This window comes from Bremerella sp. JC817 (genome assembly GCF_040718835.1).
Lineage (GTDB): Bacteria > Planctomycetota > Planctomycetia > Pirellulales > Pirellulaceae > Bremerella.
In genome coordinates this window covers 667,278-689,378 of the sequence record NZ_JBFEFG010000267.1, presented here as the reverse complement: position 1 = coordinate 689,378, position 22,101 = coordinate 667,278, and the positions used below count along the sequence as shown (strand labels likewise).

The window sequence follows — 22,101 nt, the reverse complement described above, 5'->3', positions numbered from 1 at the left end:
AACGAAACAAAGCGTCAGCTGATATGTGAGTTATTCTCTCAGGATCCGCCCCAGGCAACTAGCTGTGGGAAGGGGACGCGGGCATCCCGGTTGTCCCCGAGAATTGCTCGGTCGTGGTCGTGGTGACCAGCGGTCCGCCGACCGGGGCCTCAATCGCGCCATCAGAATGGCTGTCATGGAACGACCCAGGGGCCAGCGTTTCGAGGATGGTGACTTTGATGGAGTACCCAACTGGTACCAAAAATAACACCAGGACCGTGGCAAAGATCTCGCCAAAGGCAATGCTAGTCGCCATCGGAATGAGCAGCTGAGCTTGCAGCGAGGTCTCCATCAAAAGCGGAAGGAGGCCCCCGACGGTCGTGATGGTTGTCAACAACACCGGACGAAAACGCCGCGTACCCGCTTCCAGCAAAGCCTGATTCACCGGCAGTCCTGCCTGGACACGTTGATTGATGAAGTCGACCAGGACGATCGAGTCATTTACCACGATCCCGGTCAAAGCAACGAGTCCAAACATGCTGAAGAAGGTGAGCGGCATCCCCATGATCGCGTGACCCGCGACGGCACCAATGGCACCAAAGGGGATAATCGCCAGGATCAACAGCGGCTGGAAGTACGACTTGAACTCGAACGCCAGCAGCAGGAACATCGCGACCAATGCCACAACGAAACCAAACAAGAGGCTACCCATCGATTCCGATCGCTGTTCGTTTTGGCCTTCCCAAGAGACGCTAATCGCTGGGTACTCGGCCAGCAGCTTCGGAATGAAATCGGTTTTCAGGCCGTTGACGATTTCCAGCTCGTTTCCCTTCCCTTCCGCGATGTCGGCCGTGATCTTGATCGCTCGCTTCTGTTTCACGCGATTGATTTCGGAGTAGCCACGTACGATATCGACTTCAGCGAGCTCGGTGATCGGGCGTTCTATTCCGTCGTTCAAGCGAATGCGGATATCGTCGAACGATGCCAGGCGGTGGCGATCCTCTTGCGGATAGCGAACCATGATTTTGACTTCATGGCGCCCTCGCTGCACACGCATGACCTCTTGGCCGTAGAATGCGGCCCGGACGGTTTCCGCCAGATCGGCGGTGGTGACTCCCATGGCCTGAGCCTTCGGCTTCACGCGGAAGCGATATTCCCACTTGCCAGGGATCGAGTCGTCGGCGATGTCGATCAGGCCGGAGTACATTTCCATTTGGGCCTTGGTCTTTTCAACCGCTTCTTCCAGGTCGTCCATGTGCTTGCTGTCAGCGAGCAAGCGGAACTCAATTGGCGTGGCACCGGGCCCCAAGGCGAGCGAACTGATCGTCAGCGTTTCGGCACCGGGGACCGAGCCCAGTTCTTTCCGCCAATGCTCGACGATTTCCATGCTGCTGATTTCCCGTTCTTCGGTATCTTGCAGTTCGATTTCCACACTGCCGACATGGCTACCGTTGCCACCTTCAGTCGACGACCCGGGAGGGCCACCACTGGTGACCTGGGCGCCGACCGTGCGGAACGAGACCTGGCCGAGGCTCTCGCCCGGCGGCGAAAGGCGATCGTTCACCGCCCAGAAGGCATCTTCGATTCGCTTGGTCCATTCCTGGGTGACATGCTCTGGCGTGCCGTCCGGGAACGAGATCTGAGCCTGGACCGTGTTGCCATCAAGCTTTGGCATGAATTCGATCGGCGCGAGACCGGAGCGAACGATGGCGATCGTCACCATAATCGCACACACGCCGGCGCCGCAGATGATGATGCGATTGTGCAGCGCCCAATGGAGACATGGTTCGTAGATGTTCTTGATGAACCAGTCGAGGATCTTCGTCGTCGTGTTGCTGGCGAACGTCACCACCGGCAGCAGCCAGGAAACGACGAACAGCAAGTACTTCAGGATGCCCATCAGTCGCGAGTTCTTGTGCGACAGGTGACATGGCAAGATCGTGACGCATTCAAACAGCGACGCGAGCAGAATGGCGATAATCGCCATCGGCATCACCTTCATGAACTTGCCCATGATGCCCGAGACGAACAGCAGCGGAAGAAACGCCATCACGGTGGTCGCCGTCGAAGAGGCCACCGAGCTCATCACTTCCGTGGTGCCATCGATCGCGGCGTCGGCCAGGGGCTTGCCCATTTGACGATGGGCATAGATGTTCTCCCCCACGACGATGGCGTCGTCGACCACAATGCCCAGGGCCATCAGGAACCCGAACATCGAGATCATGTTCATGGTTTCGCCGGTCGCGTACAGGTAGACGCCGGCCGCGAACAGCGAGAACGGAATTCCCATCGAAACCCACAGGGCGAGTTCCAGGTCGAGGAACAGCACCAACAGCAAGAAGACGATCATCAAGCCGTAGATGGCGTTCTCGATCAGCAGGTTCAATCGCCCGCGAACTTCGATCGATTGATCGCTCCAGGTCAGCAGTTCGTAGCCACTGGGCAGTTTTTTCTGAGCGACGTAGTTCTTCACCGCGTCGACCATCTTCAGCAAGTCTTCGTCCGAGCTTCGCGACACGGTCATCGCCATCGCCGGCTTGCCACGGATATAGGCCCGCGAGGTCGTATCGGCAAACTCGTCGCGCACGGTCCCCAGGTCACCGATGGTCAGCACGGCACCTTCGGCCTGCTTGATCAGCGGCAACTCGGCTAGATCGTCTCCAGATGTGCGGCGATTGTTACCTCGCAGCAGGACTTCCTGCGATTCGCCACGGATCGTACCGGCAGGCAACTCGCGGTTTTCACGACGAATCACTTCGGCCACGTTGCCCAGCGTCAGACCATGCGAACGCAAAACCGATTCACCGATTTCGATGTCGATCTGGTAGTCGCGTTCGTTGATAAAGTCGATTTGCGAAACGCCATCCAACTGCAGCATCTCGTCACGCACTTCTTCGGCGACACTACGAAGCTGAAGCTGGGCTTCTTCCGTATCTTGTTCCGGGCCAATCACGCCGACACGAATGGCCGGGCGACGGCTGGTTACGCTGCGGACTTCGGGGTCTTCCGCTTCTTCGGGAAAGCTGGGGATGCGGTCGATCTCGGAGCGAACTTCATCGAGAACACGGTCCGGATTGCGAACCGAAGTTTCCAGTTCGATGATCACGCTACCGGCACCTTCCGCGGCGACGGAAGTCACCTTCTTGATGCCGTCGAGCGAACGAACCGCTTCTTCGATCTTCTGACAAATCCCTTCTTCCACTTCCTGAGGTGCCGCCCCTGGGTAAGGTACTTGGACCAGGATCATGTCGAGGTCGAAGTCAGGAAACGTCTCGCGTTTCATCTGCCAGAGAGAAAACGCACCGACGAGAATCGCCGCGACCATCAAGATGTTCATGCCGGGCGCGTTTGAGATCGCCCACTTCACGATACCACGCATGACTACTGTTTCACCTCCACCTTGGCACCATCAAACGGTGCGGCCAAAGGAGAAACAACCACGCTCTCACCTTGTTCCAGCCGGCCAGGGCCTGCGTAGACCAGGGCGTTGGAACCTTCGGTCATCGCGACGGAAACTTGCCGGCGACGCAGGACATCGCCATCGACAACCCACAAACGATTGCCGGGGTAGACTGCCGAAACCGGCACAGCGACCAGAGGTGCACGGGGTGTCACATGGACGTCGACTTGCACGTACATGCCCACCATCAAGGTTGGCACGTCCGTGACCAGGTCAACTTTGCCATCTTCCGAAATGCGACGAACCTGGAGTGGATTCTCGACTTGAACGCGGCAGGGAATCATTCGGGTTTCTGGGTCGATCTGCCCGCCGTCGTAACGGGTCAACTTGCCATCCCACAAGTACGTTTCGTTTCCAATCTGATATCGCACAGTGACCGGCGTTTCTGGCAGTTCATAGGCACCAAGCTGCTTCTGCTCGGTGGAACCGTTCGACGACTCCCACAACCATTTCATCTGGTGGGCTTGCAGGCTGCACTTGATTTCGAGCTTCGAGGTATCGCGGATCGCACAGATGGCGGTCCCTTGCTGCACGTAGCTGTCCTGTTCGACGTTGTCTTCCACGACAACCCCATCGATCGGCGAGGTAATCGTGGTGCGGCTCAGTTTGAGCTGGGCCATGGCGATCTCGGACTTGAAGCGGTCGCGGACATTTTCCAGTCGCGACTTCATGGCACGCTGAAGGTTCAATTGGTCTCGCTGCGATTGAAGCGAAGTCTTCGCAGTCAGTTCGGCACGCAAGGCTTCGTCGAGGCTCGCTTCGGTGGTGGCGTTTCGACTGACCAGCGAACGGATTCGGTCGGCCGACCGAGTCTGAATGGTCAGGTTCTGATCGGCGAGTTCGATCTGCCCTAAAGTTGACGCGATCTGAACGTCCATTTCCTCGATATTGCCGACCGCCTCGTCCAGGTCCTCTTGCAATCGCTCTAGTTCCAGTTCATAGTCGCGGCGATCGAGCAGGACCAACGGTTTGCCGGCAGACACGACCCGGCCGATCCGCAACTGGTCCGATTTCTCGATTACCCGGCCAGCAACCTCCGCCGCCAGTTGGATCTCTCGATACGGAACCACGACTCCGTCCACCTCGAAGGTGACGCCCGATTGGTGGGACTCGGCCGATTGGACCTCGACCAGACGAATATTCTCGTGGGGAGTTTGATCCGATTCGGTCTTTGCCTCTCCCAGCAGTAAAATGGCTGCAAAGCCTCCACCCACCAGACAGAGGGAGACAAGCGTCTTCAGAACCAAGCCCAGGATGCTAGAAAGCTTCGACATGAGCGACTTCTCGTGCAAAGATGAGGGCCGAATAGGTGGCCAAAATTAGTTAGCTGCCTTAGAATGAAACGCGTGTTTAACTCGATCGTATCTAGCGGATCGGAAAAATACAATCGCAACCACAGAGAATTCATGAGTTCGACGAGCACTGATGCGAAACAGCGCCTCTTAGAGGCGGCCATTCAGGAATTTGCCCTGCATGGATACGACCACGGAACGGTTCGCCGCATTTGCGGCAAGGCAGACGTGAACGTCAACGCCGTGAAATATTACTTCGAGGATAAGCGTGGCTTGTACATCGAAGCGGTCCGCGAAGCCCATCGAGCCCGACATCAATCGTTCAAAGATGCGGGAAAAGAAGCGATCGCCAGTGGCTTGATTCCCCCCGAGGATGATCCGGCGTCCCCTCCGCGGAACCGCTTGAAGGGCTTCATCCGGCAGATGGTGGCTTTGGCGATGTCGGCCCAGAATCGGGTCGACCATAACCACTTGCTGATCTTTCGCGAGATGAGTGAGCCATCCGATGCGACACGAAACATTGTGCAAGAGTTCGTTCGTCCCCACTTTGAATTGCTGAACGAAATTCTGAAAGAACTTCTTCCGGAGGACACTCCGACCTGCAAAAGACACATGTTCGGGTTCACCGTGGTGGGTCAGTGCATGCACTACAAGTTGGCGGGCCCGATCATCGGCATGCTGATTTCTCAAGAAGAACGTCGGAAACTCACGGTCGAAGCAGTCTCGGATCATATCTTTCAGGTAGTGATCTCAGCGATCGAGCGTTTCTGCGAGTCCGATTCGGGTTGATTTTCCGAGTCCGATTCTTCACGCTGCTCGCTGGTTCCCTGCCCCTTTCTGATCTGTTGGGAGAGTGTTCATGCGCGGCGCGATTGTTGGTTGGTTTCTGTTAGCCCTGCTTGGCAATACGGCGGTCGCGGACGACTGGCCGCAATGGCTCGGCCCCGATCGCAATGGCGAGTGGAACGAACGCCGCATCGTCCGCAAGTTTCCGCGGAAAGGTCTTTCGCAAGAGTGGTCCGTTCCGGTGAGCGGCGGTTATAGTGGCGTGGCTGTGGCGGATGAGTATGCGTATGTCACTGATCGCGTGACCGAGCCAGAGCAGAAAGAACGCGTTCATTGCATCGACATGAACACCGGCACGAAGTTGTGGACCTTCGACTATAAGTGTGCGTACGAAAACATCAGCTACACGGCCGGTCCCCGGGCGACTCCGCTGGTGAATGATTCCGAAGTCTACATTCTCGGTTCAATGGGCAACTTGTTTTGCCTCGATGCCATCACTGGCAGGAAGCTCTGGTCGCGCGACCTGGCGAAGGTCTACAAGATTCGGATGCCCGTGTGGGGTATCGCGGCCTCTCCCCTGCTCTGGAAAGACAATCTGATTCTGCAGATCGGCGGCGCGAAAGGGGCCTGCGTGATCGCGCTGGATAAAGACAGTGGCGAAGAAGTTTGGCGGAGTTTGAACGATCGCGCCAGCTATTCGTCCCCGATCATCATCGATCAGGCTGGCCGGCCAACGCTTCTGGTGTGGACGGCTGACAGCGTGGCCGCGTTGAACCCACGAAATGGCGAGATCCGTTGGCGGTACCCCTGGGCACCTCGTGGCGAATTGATGCGCGTGGCGACGCCTGTGATTCAGGGCGATCGTGCTTTTTTTACCGGGTTTTACGATGGTTGTTTAATGCTGCGAATCAAGCAGGACGAGTTCGGTTACGAGGTGCTTTGGCAGCGTGCCGGCCGTTCCGAGAACGATACCGATGGGCTGCACTCGACGATCAGCACGCCGGTCTTCGACGGCAACTACATCTATGGCGTCGACAGCTACGGGCAACTGCGCTGCATCGATGCTGAGAACGGCGATCGCATCTGGGAAGACCAGACTGCGGTGCCGAAAGCACGCTGGGCGACGATCCACTTCGTGAAGCACGCGGATCGTTACTTTCTGTTCAACGAGCGTGGCGAACTGATCATCGCGCGTTTATCGCCTGAAGGCTTCGACGAGATCTCGCGAACGAAGATTCTTTCACCAACTCGGCAGCAGCTTTCGCGGCGTGATGGCGTTTGCTGGGCGTTTCCCGCCTATGCCGAACGCTGCATCGTGGCACGAAACGACGAAGAAGTCGTCTGCGTGAGCCTCGAGGACTAACGCAGCTTACCAGCTCTGCGAGTCTTGAATCGCTTGCTCGAGAATCGTCATCACCGTGTTAGGATCGTACGGCTTGCGAACATAGAACCGAGCTCCGCTACGGCGAATGTCACGGATCGTTCCTTCGTTGCCGTTGGCACTCAGGATGATGATCGGGATCTCGCTGGTTTCGTCGTCGTCGGCCAACTGCGAGCAGACATCCAAGCCGCACACGTCCGGCAAATTCACGTCCAGCAAGATTGCAGCTGGGCGTTGTTTCAGCGCCAGACGAACGCACTCGCCACCTTTGTGGGTGACGATCGGATCGAAGCCTCGCTTCTGTACGAAGTGCGCGAGCGCTTCACAGATATCGGGTTCGTCGTCGCAGATGAGCACCTCACCTCGGCACTCCATTTCCGCGCACTGCTCTAATTCGGGAATAGCATCCGCAATCATTTCCTGCCCCTGCTTGCGCGTCGCCCTGTTGGCGACAAAAAGATCTGGCTATCAGAAGCCTGCCTCATAAACGCGTGTTGTCAAAACGCATCGGTTGCGAAAAGACCACGTTTTGTAGCGGGGTGCGTGGAATAACCGGAAGACTCGGCCTGATCCGAAAACGGATTACCGCTTAGTCCAGTCGATGTTGTTCAATTGACTCAAAGCCAATTGCAACGCGTGCGTTCCCTGACGACCGTGCCCTTGGGCTTTCACGGCCTGATAAAGCTGTTCGCCCAATGCCAGGCCTGGCAAGGCAATTCCCATCTTGCGAGCTTCCGACAAGGCGATGCCCATGTCTTTGATGAAGTGCTCGACGAAGAAGCCTGGATCGAAGTTGTTGTTGATGATGCGTGGCCCCAGGTTGGAGAGCGACCAGCTTCCTGCGGCACCGGATGCGACACTCTGCATGACTGTTTTCAGGTCGAGACCCGCCTTGTAACCATACAGCAGCGCTTCGCAGACACCGATCATGCCGGTGGCGATCAGCGTTTGATTGACCATCTTGGTGTGCTGCCCTGCCCCGGGACCGCCCTGACGGACGATCGTTTTGCCCATCGCTTCCCAGCATGGCTGCAGCGAGGAAACCACTGCTTCGTCGCCACCGATCATGATCGACAGCCGGGCTTCCTTAGCGCCGATATCGCCGCCGGAAACGGGGGCGTCAACGCTGAACACATCCTGCTTGGCAGCCGTCTCGGCGATCTCGATTGCCAGCGAAGGCTCGCTGGTGGTCATGTCGACGATCACGTTGCCAGGCTTGCTGCCGGCCAGGACACCCTCTTCCCCCTGGATTACTTCGCGGACATCGGACGGGAAACCAACGATGGTAAAGACAACGTCGCTGGCCTCGGCCACTTGCTTTGGGGTGTCGGCCCAGGCGGCTCCCTTGTCGAGTAAGCCTTGGGCCTTGGATTGCGTGCGATTGTAGACCGTGGCCGCGAAGCCTTTCTCGATCAAGTGGCCACACATGCTGCTGCCCATGACGCCGGTACCGATCCAGCCGATCTTGGTTTTTCCGGGAACAATCGTGGGGGCTGCCATGGAGTGGTCTTTCATGCAAAGGAAGAGCCGCGAGATCGATCCGCTTGGGGATCATCCGCGAATAAATAGAAGAAGAGACGCGAGCGGTGGGCCAGCGTTAGCGACGCGGAATTTTGGGGCGAGCCATGATTTCACCTAAGATGAACGCGTTGCGGACCTGAGTCGGATCGCGGAACATGGCTGCAATCGAAGCCCCGGCGTTCTGGCCGGCTGGCTTCGGGTCTGATTCATCGTAGCTAAAGATTTCCGGAGTATTCGCTTGTTCCGACTCGTGCACGTGATAAGGCTGGTCGCTGGTGGACACAGGCTTCGCCGGAGCAGTCGGCGGCGCGGCTTGGCTTTCCAGCGTCGACTCCAAATGGTGATCGCGTAACGATTCGTGAGCTGTCTGGGCCGGGACGATGTCGTCGTCTTCATCGTCAGCGGAAGTCGCCGGAGCATAGGCCGGTGAACCGCCACCGCGGCTTTGAGCGAGAAACTCGGCGATCTCGCGTTCCAGATCGGACTGAGGTTCGCGCTTACGTCGTCCGGGGTTCCCTCGGTCGTCCTGCACGGCTTGTCCTCCTAGAAACTTCAAGAGATAAGGTCCGAAGATAAACAGCACGACGACACCAACTCGAATCAGCAGTTCGATCGCGTTCGCTTCGGCTATCAGATTCCAAAATCCCACAATCGGATCCCGGTATGTGGTGTTTACTTATTCGAGTTCGTCGAACCGCCGCTCGACATGGCGATCGACTTTCGCATGTCCGTGTCGGCCTGGACGTTTCTCAGCGAGTAGTAGTCCATGATGCTCAAACGACCGGTTTGGAAGGCTTCGGCGATTGCCTTGGGGACTTCCGCTTCGGCATCGACCAGCATCGAACGGGCATTCTCGATCTCGGCCAGGTTCTCGCGTTCTTCCGCAACGGCCATTGCTCGGCGACCTTCCGCACGAGCTCGGGCGACCTGGGTGTCCGCTTCCGCTTGATCGGCCTGCAGACGAGCACCAATGTTCTCGCCCACGTCGATGTCGGCGATGTCGATCGAAACGATCTCGAAAGCCGTGTTGGCATCGAGGCGTCGCGAAAGCACCGCGCGAGAAATCATGTCCGGGTTTTCGAGCACTTCCGAGTGGGTCGCCGCCGAACCGATCGCGCTAACGATCCCTTCACCGACGCGACCAATAATCGTTTCTTCAGTGGCACCACCAATCAGCTTCTGCAGGTTGGCCCGAACCGTAACGCGTGCCTTCACCTTCAACTGGATGCCATTCTTCGCCATCGCATCGAGCGAAGTCTTCTTCGCGTTACGAGGTGGGCAGTCGATCACCTTGGGATAGACACTCGTTTGAACCGCTTCCAGCACATCGCGACCGGCGAGATCGATGGCGGTGGCTTCGCGGAAGGTGAGCTGAATCGTCTTCGCTTTGTTGGCCGCGATCATCGCTTTGATGACCTGCGGCACATTGCCCCCGGCCAGGTAGTGGGCTTCGAGTGCTTTGCTGGTGATGCCGGACGAATCGCCCAGGCCAGCTTGAACGGCCATGATCTTGCCGCGAACGATCATTTTGGCATTCACGTTTCGGAACGACATCCCGATCAGATCGAGGATCGTGATTCCGGCACCGGTCCAGATCGACTGGATCCAAAGCCGGAAATAAAACGCCATGATGCCGATCATCAGCAACATGAACAGCCCGAGCGCGAGCAGCCCGAAGATGATCACGTTGTTCCACCAGCCGGCCAGAAGTGGCATGTTTTCGAGGATGTGCATCGTGTGGGTCAATCTACCGAGGGGCGTAAGGTCGGATATCAGTCACTTGTTATGCCATTCTGACCGCGAAAGTCAAGCAAAGGGGTCATCTTCGAAGATCGCGTCGTTGCGGGAGGATAGCGACTCGGTTGTCTCTTCGACGACTGGTTTTTCTGGCTCGGCCGCGTCGTCGTCGACTCGGGAAACCATAATTCGGTTCCCTTCGACTTCCACCACTTCGATCAAATCACCCTGATCCGCGACAGGCCCGATGATCACGACGTCCCAGCGGCGACCATCGATCTCGGCAACGCCCCCAGGCAGCAAGCGACTTTGCGCGATCCCTTGCCGACCCACGAGTTCAACGAGGGAGTTCTTATTGGAATGAGCAATTTCGTCGGTGGCGGAATCGAGCAAGATCATTTTTCCAATTGGCGTGTGAGGCCAAACCTTCACCGCCAGGGCAATCACGAAAGGGACGATCCCAACCGCGATGACCAGCAGCGCCGTCCCCATGCCGAAGCTGCACTTCATGAAGCCATAGGTGACCGAAGAGATCAGCATGACCGCCGCCAGAAAGCCCAGGACCCCAGCGGTTGGCAGCAAGATTTCGAGAAACAGCAGTCCAAAGCCGGCCAGAAGCAGCAGCACGGCGATCATTTCGGGTGACATGGTCGCTCCCTGTCGAGGTTCTGGTCGTTACACTTTTCGTCGGACAATCGCATAGTTGCCACGGACTTCGACAACTTCCACCTTGTCGCCAGGCTGGATGACGTCGCCATCGGAGGTCACATTGACGATCTCGTGCCCGATCTTTGCTTTTCCGCCCGGTCGAAGCATCGTCACGGCCTGACCGGTGGTGCCGATCAAGTGCGTTAAATCGACGATCGTTTCGCGTCGTCGAATTTCTTCCATGGTCTCTTCGTCAGGAGCCTCCAGGATCGATTCGTTCAGGTACGGCGTTCTCGGCAGAATATGTTTCGCAAAGACTAATGCCGCTATGAACGCGGAGAACAGCACCAGGATGCTCGCCAGCGAATAAGGAACTTGTTCCAGTTCGTAATCGGTGGTCGGCCAGATGAAAGTCTGCATCGCCAAAACGACCGCCGTGATCACCATCAAACCACCCCCGAGGCCAAAGATGCCGAAGCCGGGTAGGACGAGCACTTCCATCAAGATGAAGACGATCCCGCCGACAAACAGCATCGCTTCCAGCCAGCCTGCGGTTCCGTTGAGGAAACGGCTCCAGAAAAACAAGCCGAAGCACAAAGCAGCCACGAACCCAGGGACACCAATGCCCGGGGCCTTGAACTCGCTGATCATGGCGATCACGCCAATGAACAAGCAGAAGAACGCGAGGCTCGGGCTCGCCAGGATCTCGACGAATTGATGAGCCCAATTCTGCTTCGGTTCTTCGAGTTCGTCCGGCAGACCATACCTGCGCGTAATGTCGGTAATGCTGGAAGCATCGGAGTCGGCGATGCTCCAATCGAGCGCTTGCTTGCCGGTTAATTGCAACGGGATGCCTGCCTGGGTGATGAGTTCCCCTTGCTGCCATTGATCGGCATTGGGCAGCTTTTCCGCCTCAGCCACGCTCAGGTACTTGGTTAGCGTCGTTCCGGGACGTTGGTAACGGAACACTTCCAAGTTCGGATCGTTCATCGCCCCCCAAACCGACCACGATCGGCCTGCCTCTGGCGAGATCGTTGCCAGGTATTTCTCGAGGTCGCGTCTTCCCTGGTCTGTGTAGGCATAGCTACCAGGGCCCCCCAGCGAAGCGTTGGGAGCGATGGCGATCTCGTCGCAGGCCATGGCGATCAATGAGGCGTTCGAGGTCGCTTCGTCGGTGATCAAGGCCACCGTATGAACCGAGTCGGGCAGACCCAGCAGGAAGTTGATCATGTTCTCGCAGGCAACCGGATCACCGCCAGGCGATTTCAGGTCGATCAGTACGAAGTTCGTGCCTTGGCTGACGGCGTCTTGAATCGAGAGGGCAGTTCGCTGAACCATGCGGTTGGAGATCTCGCCATCCATTCGGAATTGAGCCGCCTTCCATTCACGATCCAAGGCGATGTCTTGCGTCAGTTGGTTTTCGGGAATCCCCAGTAGCGTGGCAAGTTGCCGGGTGTCTTCGGTCACATGGCTGATCAACTGCAAGTCTTGTCGCAACTGATTGGCAGTCAGCAGCAGAAGCTGACCTTGGGCATTCAGCTTGTCGGAAGTCGCAACCTCGCCATCGGCCTTCATGCGAGCGTACTCGGTACCATCGACGAAGCGGCGACCGTTGACGCGATAGATTTCGAGCGCCGGGTCGAGCATGCCGAGTGCGAGTTCTGGCGGAAGGACACACCGGAAGCCGGCGATCTCTTGATAGGCTCGTCGCATGGTGTCGGAAATGATCGGCTCGTCGATGCCGGCATTGCCGAGCTGGGCATCGGGGTGCATCACAATCTGTTCGCACGCCAGAGGGATCAAAACCGCGTGCCCTTCGATTGGCCCTTTCAAAAAGGCGACCGTCTTCAGGCGGGTTGCTTCTTTCGAGGTCAGAAAGCGGGCCAGTGCCAGGCTGCGTTCAAACTCGCTGCCGCGCGTCTGGCCGTTCGGCTTGCCTTCCAGTTCCAGAATGACGACCGGACGAGGATCTTTGTCAGTCAGCCGCGAGAGGAGCTTTTGCAGGCTTTGCTTGACGTCCGTATCGACCGTCCCCTTGATGGGCAACGGAACTCGAAGACGGACGCCGGTGAGCTTTGGGGCGGCTTCGTTTGCCTGAACCTCTCCCGCAGCCGGTGCGCCGTCTTGCTGAGACAGTCCCACCGAGGGGTAAAGAAAAGCGAGAATCGCCAGCAGAATGGCCTCTGCTCGCCAGATCCAGGTGCCGCGAGCTCTCAACATTCAGGGACCTATCTACGTTGGAAACGAACGCATGGTGACGCGTCGATATTTTCGAGTCACTGAATTATAGCGCGTAGCGAATGGGGGCAAAAGAAAATCCACCGTCCCGATTCATGAAAGAATCGAGAAGGTGGATATTAAGCGAATCGAGGAGGTTTAGGCGGAATCTCGACTAGCGAGGCATTCCTTGGCCTGGACGGACCGCGTTGGCCGGAACCTGGCCGGGCTGAGCCATCCCGCCGCCAGTCTGCTGAACGACTCGTTGCCAGCCACTTGGCAGTTGAGGCTGGTAGAACGATCGCGAGAACATCTGTCGCAGATTGTCCGAAATTCCACCTTCTTCGTAGGTCTTACGATTGTCGAACATGTAAACGGTACGCGAGTAGTTCGGCATGTTCGGCGGCTGAGCGTCTGGGTTGTAGTTCCGGTCGAACACTTCGATGGCGAACGGCAGGAACTCGGCCCGGTCGATCAAGATCGAAATGTAGCGATAGTCGGCCGCGTCTTGGGCACGCTTGGGCCAGGCTTCCAGCCAGTATTCGTTTGGATTGTTGGTCTGATGAGGCGAAACCCGCAGGTAGAACCGCGACTTGATTTCGTCCTTCTTCGCACCGAACAGGAATGGCAGCGGACCGTTGGTGATCGCCTGGCCTTGCTGTTCTGGTGGGATCGGCCAGATTTTGAGTTGCTTGGCAGGCACATCGAACTCGAAGATCGACTTGCCATCGCAGACCCAGTGCTCGTTCACTTCCGCTGGACGCAGGACGTAATCGGCTGGCTGGCCATCTTTCGGGGCGGCGTAATGCTTGATCGAAGTGACCTGGAACAGGCCTTTGTCTGGCTTTTCGTACTTCACGACCCCTTCGCTGATGCTTTTGAAGGTGTCTTTGTTCGGCGGACCAAAGACCGAGTCGTATTCCCAGCGTTTGAAGTTGGCTTCGTAATGATGCACCTTACTGCTGCGGAATTCCCAGTAGGCCAGGATTCCATCGATGTATTGTTCTTCCTGGGCGTTGATCTGGAACGGAGCCGGCATCATCTGAGGCTGACCGGCACCTGCGGCACCAACCACCATGCCAGGCTGTGGCCGAGCTTGTTGCTGCTGGCCATTCTGAGCCATGCCAAGAGGCTGACCGTAGTTGTTCGGGGCTTGGGCGAAGCCGACGTTGCTGACCAGGCCTGTAAAGACCATGCACGCCGCGAGGAAGAGTCCATTCTTCATCGAGGATTTCCGCTTACGAGGGGGGCCAATGAGGGCTGGTCGAGCCAGCCTTTGGAGATACGAGCCCGGATCGTAACAAATCGCCAGCAAGGGACCTAGATCGAATCTTCGACTGGGGCTAGCAAATGGTACAGCTGGTCAAAATGGGTTGCGATATGCGTAGCGATATCAGCCCCTTCGACATCCTCGGGCGGCTTGCCTTCAGTGAAAAGAACACTAGGGCAACCGGCATTCTGGGCCGAGAGCAGGTCCAGCAAGTAATCCCCCACCATCACGACCTCGTCCACTTCCATCTGCCAGCGGCGACAGATTTCTTTGATCGCCCAAGGATCAGGCTTATGGGGACCATCCTCTCGGCATATCACGATGTCGAAGTAATGCCCGATCTCCAGCCGTTTCAGCGTGTGCTCGGTGGTCGGGGTGCTGTTACGCGTGACAATCGCCATCGGGCGACCTTCCCGAGCGAGGGCTTCCAGCAGCCGATCCGCGCCATCGATCAACGAGGCCCGATCGGCCCCGGCCATTTCGTGGCGATGCAGTATTTCTTCCTTGCGGCGTCGTTCGTCTTGGGGCAACTCGACCAATTGCTCTAAGATGGGAATGCCAGCCTTGAGCCCCATTTCCGATCGCATGGCGGCAAAATCGAGGCCGGAATCGACCAAGGTTCCGTCCATGTCGAAGATGATGCCTTTGAGATGTGCCAGTGCGGTCATGGGTGCCTACGCGAAACAGAAAGTAAATAACGATGGATGTCGCTGTCTTTGGAACCAAATCGTACGACCGAAAATTCCTGGAATCGGCTGCCGAAGGGGCGGCGATCCGATGGCATTTTATTGAGCCTCGGCTGACCGAGACGACCGCCCCGCTCGCCCATCCCTTTCAGGCGATCTGCTGCTTCGTCAACGACGAGATCTCGTCCGATGTGCTGGAAGTGTTGGCCGCCGGCAAGACGCGCATGATCGCCATGCGATGTGCTGGCTACAACAACGTCGACTTACCGAAGGCCCACGAACTGGGAATTCAGGTCGCTCGCGTGCCAGCGTACAGTCCTTATGCGGTCGCCGAACATGCCATCGGCCTTATCCTGACGCTGAACCGAAAGTACCACAAGGCTTACAACCGAATCCGCGAAGGAGATTTCTCGTTGAGCGGCCTGCTGGGCTTCGATCTCAATGGCAAGACCGTGGGGGTGATCGGTACCGGCAAGATCGGGCAGCTGTTTGCCCGGATCATGCATGGTTTCGGCTGCGAGTTGCTGGCTTACGATGTGAAGCCCGCCGACGATTGCGTGGCCCTGGGGGTTCAATACGTTCCACTGGACGAGCTTCTCGCCAAGTCCGATATCATCTCGCTTCACTGTCCGCTGTTGCCAGCGACGCGTCATTTAATCGACGACAAGGCGATTGGAAAGCTGAAACCTGGAGCGATGGTGATCAACACCAGCCGTGGTGGTTTGATCGATACCCGAGCCGCCATTCAAGGTTTGAAGAACGGCCAGATCGGTTCCTTGGGGATCGATGTCTATGAAGAAGAGGCCGACCTGTTCTTCGAGGACAAATCGGAAACGGTCATCCAGGACGATGTCTTCGCCCGCTTGATGACCTTCCCCAATGTGCTGGTGACCGGGCATCAAGGCTTCTTCACGCAGAACGCCTTGCAAGCGATCGCCGAGGTTACCGTCGACAACCTGAAACAGTTTGATGCCGGCCAGCCACTGACCAACCAGGTGAAAGTGGACTAAAGCGTCACGCTCGCCAGTTTCAGGATGACATCGAATTCCTTCTTGGTCACTGGCTGAACCGAGAGACGCGAACCTTTACGCATCAGTTCCATGCCGGACAACGCTGTGACGTCTGCCAATTGCGGGCGTCCAAGTGCTTCGGGAAACTTTTTCTTCAGCTTGATATCGACCATGAACCAGCGCGGGTTGTCAGGGGTGCTCTTGGGATCGTAGTGGTGATCGTTTTCATCCCACGAGGTGAAATCGGGATACGATTCCTTCACCACTTCGGCCACGCCCACGATCGACGGTGGATCGGCGTTCGAGTGATAGAACAGCACCAGGTCGCCGTTTTTCATGTCGTCTCGCATGAAGTTACGGGCCTGGTAGTTGCGGACACCGGACCAGAAGGTCGTCTTTTTCTTTTCTTTGGCCAGATCGTCGATCGAATACGAATCGGGCTCCGTTTTCATTAACCAGTATTTCATCGTCGTTGCTATCACCGGCTGCGAGGGTAAGTTTCGGCTGGACATTTTTAAGTTGCCGCAGCAACCGATAGAATAAACGACCTGGACGCAATCTGTCATGGGGCGGCAACCTGAGGTTGACTCGCAAGTGGCAATGCCCGACAACCTTCGCGTCTGCGCTTAGGTCCCTTGCGACGAGAACCTAGTTCGTGAAAAGCATTACGCGAAAATCCGACGAGTTTCTTGCCATCCCGATGTTTCTTGCGACGGTCGGAATGCTGACCTTCTTTGCGCTCACCGTTCAGCAGTACATGAGTGACGCCGACCAATCGGAAACGCTGCTTCTGGGATTTTTCTGGACGACACTCGCCTTCTTTCCGGTCTTCTGGCTCGAGGCGGTCTGGTACTTCTGGATCGATGCCCCCCGTCGCTGGCGTTCGCTGTTGACCTGCGTGGTGCCGCCACTGCGACTAGCTCGGCGAGATATGCAGTCAGGCACGCGGATGTGGTTGCCGATCTTGGGGTGGCGGCATGTCGACGACGACTTTCACGAGGAAGTCGATCGCGCGCTGAGCGTTCCGATGATCATCATCGCGATTGCCATCTTACCGCTCTTGGTGGTCGACTACGTCTGGTCGGCGAAGATGGAAACCAGTGTTCTATTGCGAACGATTGTCGAGACCGGCTTCAGCGTGACCTGGCTGGCGTTCACGATGGAATTTATCGTGATGTTCTCGATCGTCAGCAAAAAGATTCATTACTTGAAGAAGCACTGGGTCGATTTACTGATCATCTGTTTGCCGCTGGTCGCGTTTTTGCGTGTCTTCCGGATGACCCATCTGTTGCGGCTGCAGCAGGTGACCAAGGTGACCCGCGTCTATCGGATGCGAGGCCTTGCCCTGCGTGTCTGGCGTGCATTGCTGGCGATGGATGTGATCAGCCGATTAGCTCGGGTCTCGCCGGAGGCCAAGATCGAGACGCTGCGTCAGTTGATCCGCGAAAAGCGTCGCGAGATCGAAAAGATGGAAGAGGAGATCACGGAACTGCAAGCGACCCTGAAGACAAGCGACCGCCCAGAGAAATCGGCGGCCGCATACTCCGAAGGGGAAGCGGCGTAATTGCTACTTCGTTTTCAGCGGCGAGCGATCGAGCTTCGCGGTGCCGTCGAGCGTCTTCAGCTTCAGCCCGCGATACCAGACCGGATCGCCGTGATCTTGCAGCTTTAGCTTGGCGCCTCGCGAGTCGAGCGTCGCGCCTCGCTTCTTCAGTTTCTCGACCTCTTGCGAGAGCTTTGGGTCGGTGTAGTCGATATCGACGACCTTCTCGCCATTGAGCCAGTGCTGGATGATCGTGCCCTGGCAGACGATTCGACCGGTATTCCACTCGCCCGGTTCTTTCGTGGCGTCGTGCGACGGAGCGATGCAGTAGTAAAGCGAGGCAGCCGTGGTGTCGGCGACCTTGCCGTTGGGGTGTCGTTCGTTGTCGAGGATCTGATACTCGTACTGACCTGGGCGATAGTAGATGCCGCTATTGCTGCCTGGGGCAACCTTCCACTGGAAGCGAAGCTCGAAGTCGTCCGGCACTGGCTTCACGTCGTAAACGACATCGCCACCTTTGCCGGTACGCTCGATCATGCCGTCGGTGACTTTCCAGTTGCCATTGTGTTGCCAGCCGGTGAGGTCGGTTCCGTTGAAGAGAAGTTCAAAGCCGTCAGCTTTCTCTTCCGGCGTGAGTTGGTTGACAGAATCTTCGGCCAGCAGAGTCGAGGCGACCGAGGTCAACAGAAAGAACAAGCCAAGTCGTAGGAGCATCGGTGGGACCTTTGTGAAGTAGAACGAGCAGGCAGGATAAAAACCCTGGACCTGCTCGTGAATCATCACGATGGGCCCTGGGCAATTAGCCCATGGTATGTTGCTCGAAGAGCTCTTTCAACTTTCGCGTGATCGGACCTGGCTTGCCGTCACCGATCTTGCGGTCGTCGACCTTCACCACGCCAATCACTTCGGCGGCGGTTCCGGTCATGAAGCACTCGTCCGCGACGTAGACGTCGTAGCGCGTCATCGTCTTTTCAAAGGTCGGAATGCCAGCTTCGCGGGCCAGTTCCAACACGACGTCGCGTGTCACCCCTTCCAGGATGCCGGCATCGGTCGGTGGTGTCAGCAACTTGCCATCGCGAACAATGAAGATGTTGTCCGCGGTGCATTCCGAGACTTCACCCTTGTGGTTCAACATCAGCGCTTCCAGGCAGCCTGCCTTGCTGGCCTCGATCTTGGCCATGATGTTGTTCAAGTAGTTCAGCGACTTGATCCGCGGCGACAGAGCGGTCGGATGGTTGCGGATGGTGCTGGCCGTGATGATTTCCAGGCCGTTGTCGTAGAACTCTTGTGGGTAGAGCTTGATCTTGTCGACGATGATGATCGTCTGGGGATCTTTGGTCCGTTCCGGGCCAAGTCCCAGCGTGCCGGCACCGCGGGTGATCACCAGGCGGATGTAGCCATCGGTGAACTCGCTCTGGCGAACCGTTTCGCGACAAGCCTCGATCATTTCGGCCGGGCTCATCGGGATTTCCAGATAGATCGCCTTCGCCGAGTCATAAAGACGGCGAATGTGCTGCTCTAGGCGGAAGATCTTCCCGTTGTAGATTCTCAGGCCCTCGAACACCCCGTCGCCATAAAGCAGCCCATGATCGAAAACGCTGATCATGGCTTCATCCGGAGCGAAAAACTTCCCGTTGATATAGACTTTGGCGGACATGGGTATGTTACGAGTGTTATCGGTTTGCTGGGTGGAAACTAGCATTATACCCTATTCCTGCGGTGGAGCCCTAGTGCCCTCAGTCCGCCTCAAAAGCCTCGGTTCGGAAATTTCATACTTCCAGCCAGACAAGCAAAAAGAATCGAGGTTCAGGCCGGAAAGGAGAATTTCGCAGGCTTTCCGCAGTACCCCGCACAATGGTAGTGCGAGGTAAAAAGAAAAGGCCATTCAATAACTAGAGTTTGAATGGCCTTGGGCTCTGCTAAACGATATCAAGGGCTCGGCGGATCTCCGCTTGGACGACGTCGACTGGTTGGGTGCCATCGACTTCGACCACCAACTCTTTGCGGCGGAATATCTCGAGAACTGGCTTGGTCTTTTCGTGGTATTCCGCCAGGCGGGTTGCCAGGGCTTCTTCGGTATCGTCCGCCCTGCGGATCAGTTTGCCGCCGCAGATATCGCAGCGACCTTCGATCTTTGGACGGTGATCGATCACGTTGAAGTCGACGCCGCAGTCTTCGCACAAGCGGCGAGCCAGCACACGCTTCTTGATCACTTCGTCTGGCACCACAATATGGACGACCGCGTCGATGTCGTAGCTTTCCAGAAAGAAGCCGGCCTGGTTGGCGTTACGTGGGAAGCCGTCCAGGATGAAACCGAAGTTCCAGTCGTGCTCTTGCAGGCGACGCTGGACGATTTCTTCGACGATTTCGTCATCGACCAATTTGCCCGCGTTCAGAATACGTTTGATCCGGGCAGCCAGCTTGGTGTGGTTTTTGATGTTCCATCGCAGAATGTCACCCACCCCGATGTGTGCGAGATCGAGGTAATGTTCCAGCAGTTTGGCTTGGGTTCCTTTCCCGGAACCCTGTACGCCCATGAACACATATTTGTGCATGGCGACGTCCTTGCGAAATCGAATCAGGAGTGGGGTTTGCGACGGTTCAGCTTTGATTGTAGCCCTTGCCGTGGATCAACGGAATCGGCAAATGAAATGAAAGTCGGCTGGAACTAGCGGTTTTCGCGAGCGATCGGCATCGGCGGCTATTCCTTACCGGCGTCGCGCTACGTCGTTGTTGGCTGTTGGGTTATCGGCTTCGATCAAAGACAATCGTCCCGGGTATCATCATTTCTGGGAGCGTGAGCTTAATTCGCACGGGCCATGCCACAAAAAAACGGCGCCCTCCCCAAGGGAAGGCACCGTCTGAATATCGAAATTCAGGCTGTGGCTTACAAGAGTTCGCTGGCAATGTCTGCCAATTCGGAACGTTCCCCCTTTTCCAGAGAGATGTGAGCGTACAGGTCCTGACCTTTCATTCGGTTAATCATGTACGACAAGCCGTTGGAAAGGCTGTCGAGGTAAGGATGGTCGATCTGGTTGATGTCGCCCGTGAAGACGACCTTTGTTCCTTCGCCTGCCCGGGTGATGATGGTCTTCACCTCGTGCGGGGTCAGGTTCTGGGCCTCGTCGACAATCATGTACATCCGCTGCAGGCTTCTTCCACGAATGTAAGCCAGCGGTGTGATGACCAGCTTTTCCTGCTCGAGCATGCGGTTGATTCGCTGGGCCTCTTTGTCGGTGTCATTGAATTGATGACGAATGACCGAGAGGTTATCGAACAGCGGTTGCATGTAAGGATCCATCTTCGCAGAGATGTCCCCAGGCAAGTAACCGAGGTCTCGATTGGACAGCGGCACGACCGGCCGAGCCAGCAAGATCTGGCGATAGGCGGACGAGCATGCCAACGCTGAAGACAACGCGAGCAGCGTCTTACCGGTGCCTGCCTTGCCGGCGAGGGTTACCAGTTTGATGTTGTCGTCCATCAACGCTTTGATCGCGAAGACTTGTTCGGCGTTACGCGGTTTGATTCCGTACGGACTGTACTTTTCGATCCGGCGTAAGACCTGGTCTTCGCGATTGAACGTGGCCAGGACCGACTTCGAGCCATTCTTCAGCACGAAGTTTTCGTTGGCGAGCGGCTGGGCGACTTCCGGGAAGTCTTCCAACTGAACGTTACCGGTGTCCTGGTAAAAGCGATCGATCTGTTCGGTCGTGATGTTCTCGAGAACACGACGCCCCGAATACAGGCTATCGAAGCTTTCGATTTTGTCATTGACATAGTCCTGGGCTTGCAGGCCGAGGCTCTTCGCCTTCATGCGAAGGTTGGTGTCTTTGGTGATCAGAATGACCCGGCGATCGTTCACGTAATGCTGAAGATGCAGGGCCGTGTTCAGAATGCGGTTATCAGGAGAGTCGTGAAGAAAGACTTGATGAAGACGGTGATCGAGTTCATTGGTGATGATGACTCGTAAGCGACCTTGATTCTCGCCGAGAGGGGCCCCTTCCTCTGAAAGAAGATCGCCAGTCATCTGATCGATTTGGCGAAGAAATTCACGAGCCTGGAAATTGATGTCCTCGTTACCCTTTTTAAATCGATCCAATTCTTCGAGGACGGTGATGGGTAAGCCCACATCATGTTCCTCGAAATGTCGGAACGACCTTGCGTCGTGCAAGATAACGTTGGTGTCGAGAACGAAAAGCTTCAACTGCGTTTGCGCCGACTGACTAATCATGCGTTCTCCGTTGCACGGACCATGGGCACGCTAGATATGAAATGCCGAGTCGAAGGGCAACAGTGCGTACCCTCGTGGTCACAGTCCATTGCTGTGGTGGATTTTGCCTGAGCCGAGATGCCGCGAAAACCCCGCTTTTTTGATCTTGCGCAATTTTCGGGAAAATAGGAGGGATGCAGACAATAGCCGCCTGGGAGCAATTTCGTGGTCTAAGGAATTATACGAGGACCCTTCCCCAAGGACAGTTCGCGCCGCGAAGGGTTCGGCCTGGGGACCCTCGGTCGGCGGACTGACGGCGGAAAGATGCTCGGGAAAACAGGGCTCAGCCGCTGTTGCTGCT

General features: G+C 56.8%; 19 protein-coding genes. 4 read left to right on the top strand and 15 right to left on the bottom strand.

The genetic code is table 11. The features are described from left to right. Positions 1–58: 58 nt before the first annotated feature. Entirely contained in the window at positions 59–3,358 is a 3,300-nt protein-coding gene (locus AB1L30_RS11540; RefSeq protein WP_367013568.1) for an efflux RND transporter permease subunit, read from the bottom strand. A gap of 2 nt (positions 3,359–3,360) precedes the next feature. Beyond that, complete coding sequence (locus tag AB1L30_RS11535; protein ID WP_367013567.1) at positions 3,361–4,713, bottom strand: HlyD family efflux transporter periplasmic adaptor subunit; 1,353 nt, start codon at positions 4,711–4,713, stop codon at positions 3,361–3,363. A gap of 132 nt (positions 4,714–4,845) precedes the next feature. Between AB1L30_RS11535 and AB1L30_RS11530 the strand changes: the two genes are divergently transcribed. After that, positions 4,846–5,520, top strand: a complete 675-nt coding sequence (locus tag AB1L30_RS11530) for a CerR family C-terminal domain-containing protein (RefSeq protein WP_367013566.1) — start codon at positions 4,846–4,848, stop codon at positions 5,518–5,520. A gap of 70 nt (positions 5,521–5,590) precedes the next feature. Next, positions 5,591–6,880: a PQQ-binding-like beta-propeller repeat protein gene (locus AB1L30_RS11525; protein WP_367013565.1), complete on the top strand. Its 1,290-nt coding sequence runs from the start codon at positions 5,591–5,593 to the stop codon at positions 6,878–6,880. Positions 6,881–6,886: 6 nt separating this feature from the next. Here AB1L30_RS11525 and AB1L30_RS11520 read toward each other — a convergent pair whose 3' ends face one another. From AB1L30_RS11520 to AB1L30_RS11485, 8 genes are all read right to left on the bottom strand, one after another. Next, the gene (locus AB1L30_RS11520) at positions 6,887–7,315 is read right to left on the bottom strand and encodes a response regulator (RefSeq protein ID WP_367013564.1); all 429 of its coding nucleotides are present in this window, start codon (positions 7,313–7,315) and stop codon (positions 6,887–6,889) included. 165 nt (positions 7,316–7,480) lie between these two features. Further along, entirely contained in the window at positions 7,481–8,398 is a 918-nt protein-coding gene (locus AB1L30_RS11515; RefSeq protein WP_367013563.1) for an NAD(P)-dependent oxidoreductase, read from the bottom strand. Between the two features lie 97 nt (positions 8,399–8,495). After that, positions 8,496–9,068, bottom strand: a complete 573-nt coding sequence (locus tag AB1L30_RS11510; RefSeq protein ID WP_367013562.1) for a hypothetical protein — start codon at positions 9,066–9,068, stop codon at positions 8,496–8,498. 23 nt (positions 9,069–9,091) lie between these two features. Next, complete coding sequence (gene floA, locus AB1L30_RS11505) at positions 9,092–10,135, bottom strand: flotillin-like protein FloA (RefSeq protein ID WP_367013583.1); 1,044 nt, start codon at positions 10,133–10,135, stop codon at positions 9,092–9,094. 90 nt (positions 10,136–10,225) lie between these two features. Further along, positions 10,226–10,804 carry an NfeD family protein gene (locus tag AB1L30_RS11500; protein ID WP_367013561.1) on the bottom strand — a complete coding sequence of 193 codons (579 nt, stop codon included), beginning with the start codon at positions 10,802–10,804 and terminating at the stop codon, positions 10,226–10,228. Positions 10,805–10,831: 27 nt separating this feature from the next. Further along, positions 10,832–13,024, bottom strand: a complete 2,193-nt coding sequence (locus AB1L30_RS11495) for an NfeD family protein (protein ID WP_367013560.1) — start codon at positions 13,022–13,024, stop codon at positions 10,832–10,834. Between the two features lie 172 nt (positions 13,025–13,196). Next, positions 13,197–14,246, bottom strand: a complete 1,050-nt coding sequence (locus AB1L30_RS11490; RefSeq protein ID WP_367013559.1) for a TIGR03009 domain-containing protein — start codon at positions 14,244–14,246, stop codon at positions 13,197–13,199. 95 nt (positions 14,247–14,341) lie between these two features. After that, on the bottom strand, positions 14,342–14,959 hold the full coding sequence (locus AB1L30_RS11485) for an HAD-IA family hydrolase (RefSeq protein ID WP_367013558.1): 618 nt from the start codon (positions 14,957–14,959) through the stop codon (positions 14,342–14,344). Positions 14,960–14,991: 32 nt separating this feature from the next. Between AB1L30_RS11485 and AB1L30_RS11480 the strand changes: the two genes are divergently transcribed. Further along, positions 14,992–15,987, top strand: a complete 996-nt coding sequence (locus AB1L30_RS11480; RefSeq protein WP_367013557.1) for a 2-hydroxyacid dehydrogenase — start codon at positions 14,992–14,994, stop codon at positions 15,985–15,987. Here the strand turns inward: AB1L30_RS11480 and AB1L30_RS11475 are convergent. Beyond that, positions 15,984–16,439, bottom strand: coding sequence for an EVE domain-containing protein (locus AB1L30_RS11475; RefSeq protein ID WP_367013556.1), 456 nt, complete (start codon positions 16,437–16,439; stop codon positions 15,984–15,986). The two genes, AB1L30_RS11480 and AB1L30_RS11475, sit on opposite strands and share 4 nt — an antisense overlap. A 203-nt stretch (positions 16,440–16,642) precedes the next feature. Here AB1L30_RS11475 and AB1L30_RS11470 point away from each other — a divergent pair, with 203 nt between their 5' ends. Beyond that, positions 16,643–17,551, top strand: coding sequence for a hypothetical protein (locus AB1L30_RS11470; protein ID WP_345091021.1), 909 nt, complete (start codon positions 16,643–16,645; stop codon positions 17,549–17,551). 3 nt (positions 17,552–17,554) lie between these two features. Here AB1L30_RS11470 and AB1L30_RS11465 read toward each other — a convergent pair whose 3' ends face one another. From AB1L30_RS11465 to AB1L30_RS11450, 4 genes are all read right to left on the bottom strand, one after another. Further along, positions 17,555–18,244: a DUF1080 domain-containing protein gene (locus tag AB1L30_RS11465; protein ID WP_367013555.1), complete on the bottom strand. Its 690-nt coding sequence runs from the start codon at positions 18,242–18,244 to the stop codon at positions 17,555–17,557. Between the two features lie 85 nt (positions 18,245–18,329). After that, a complete protein-coding gene (ilvE, locus tag AB1L30_RS11460) occupies positions 18,330–19,187 on the bottom strand; it encodes a branched-chain-amino-acid transaminase (RefSeq protein WP_367013582.1) in 858 nt (285 codons plus the stop codon). 262 nt (positions 19,188–19,449) lie between these two features. After that, a complete protein-coding gene (locus AB1L30_RS11455; RefSeq protein ID WP_367013554.1) occupies positions 19,450–20,085 on the bottom strand; it encodes a nucleoside monophosphate kinase in 636 nt (211 codons plus the stop codon). Between the two features lie 332 nt (positions 20,086–20,417). Next, positions 20,418–21,761 (bottom strand): PhoH family protein, encoded by a 1,344-nt coding sequence (locus tag AB1L30_RS11450; RefSeq protein WP_367013553.1) that lies wholly within the window; start codon positions 21,759–21,761, stop codon positions 20,418–20,420. Positions 21,762–22,101 lie beyond the last annotated feature (340 nt).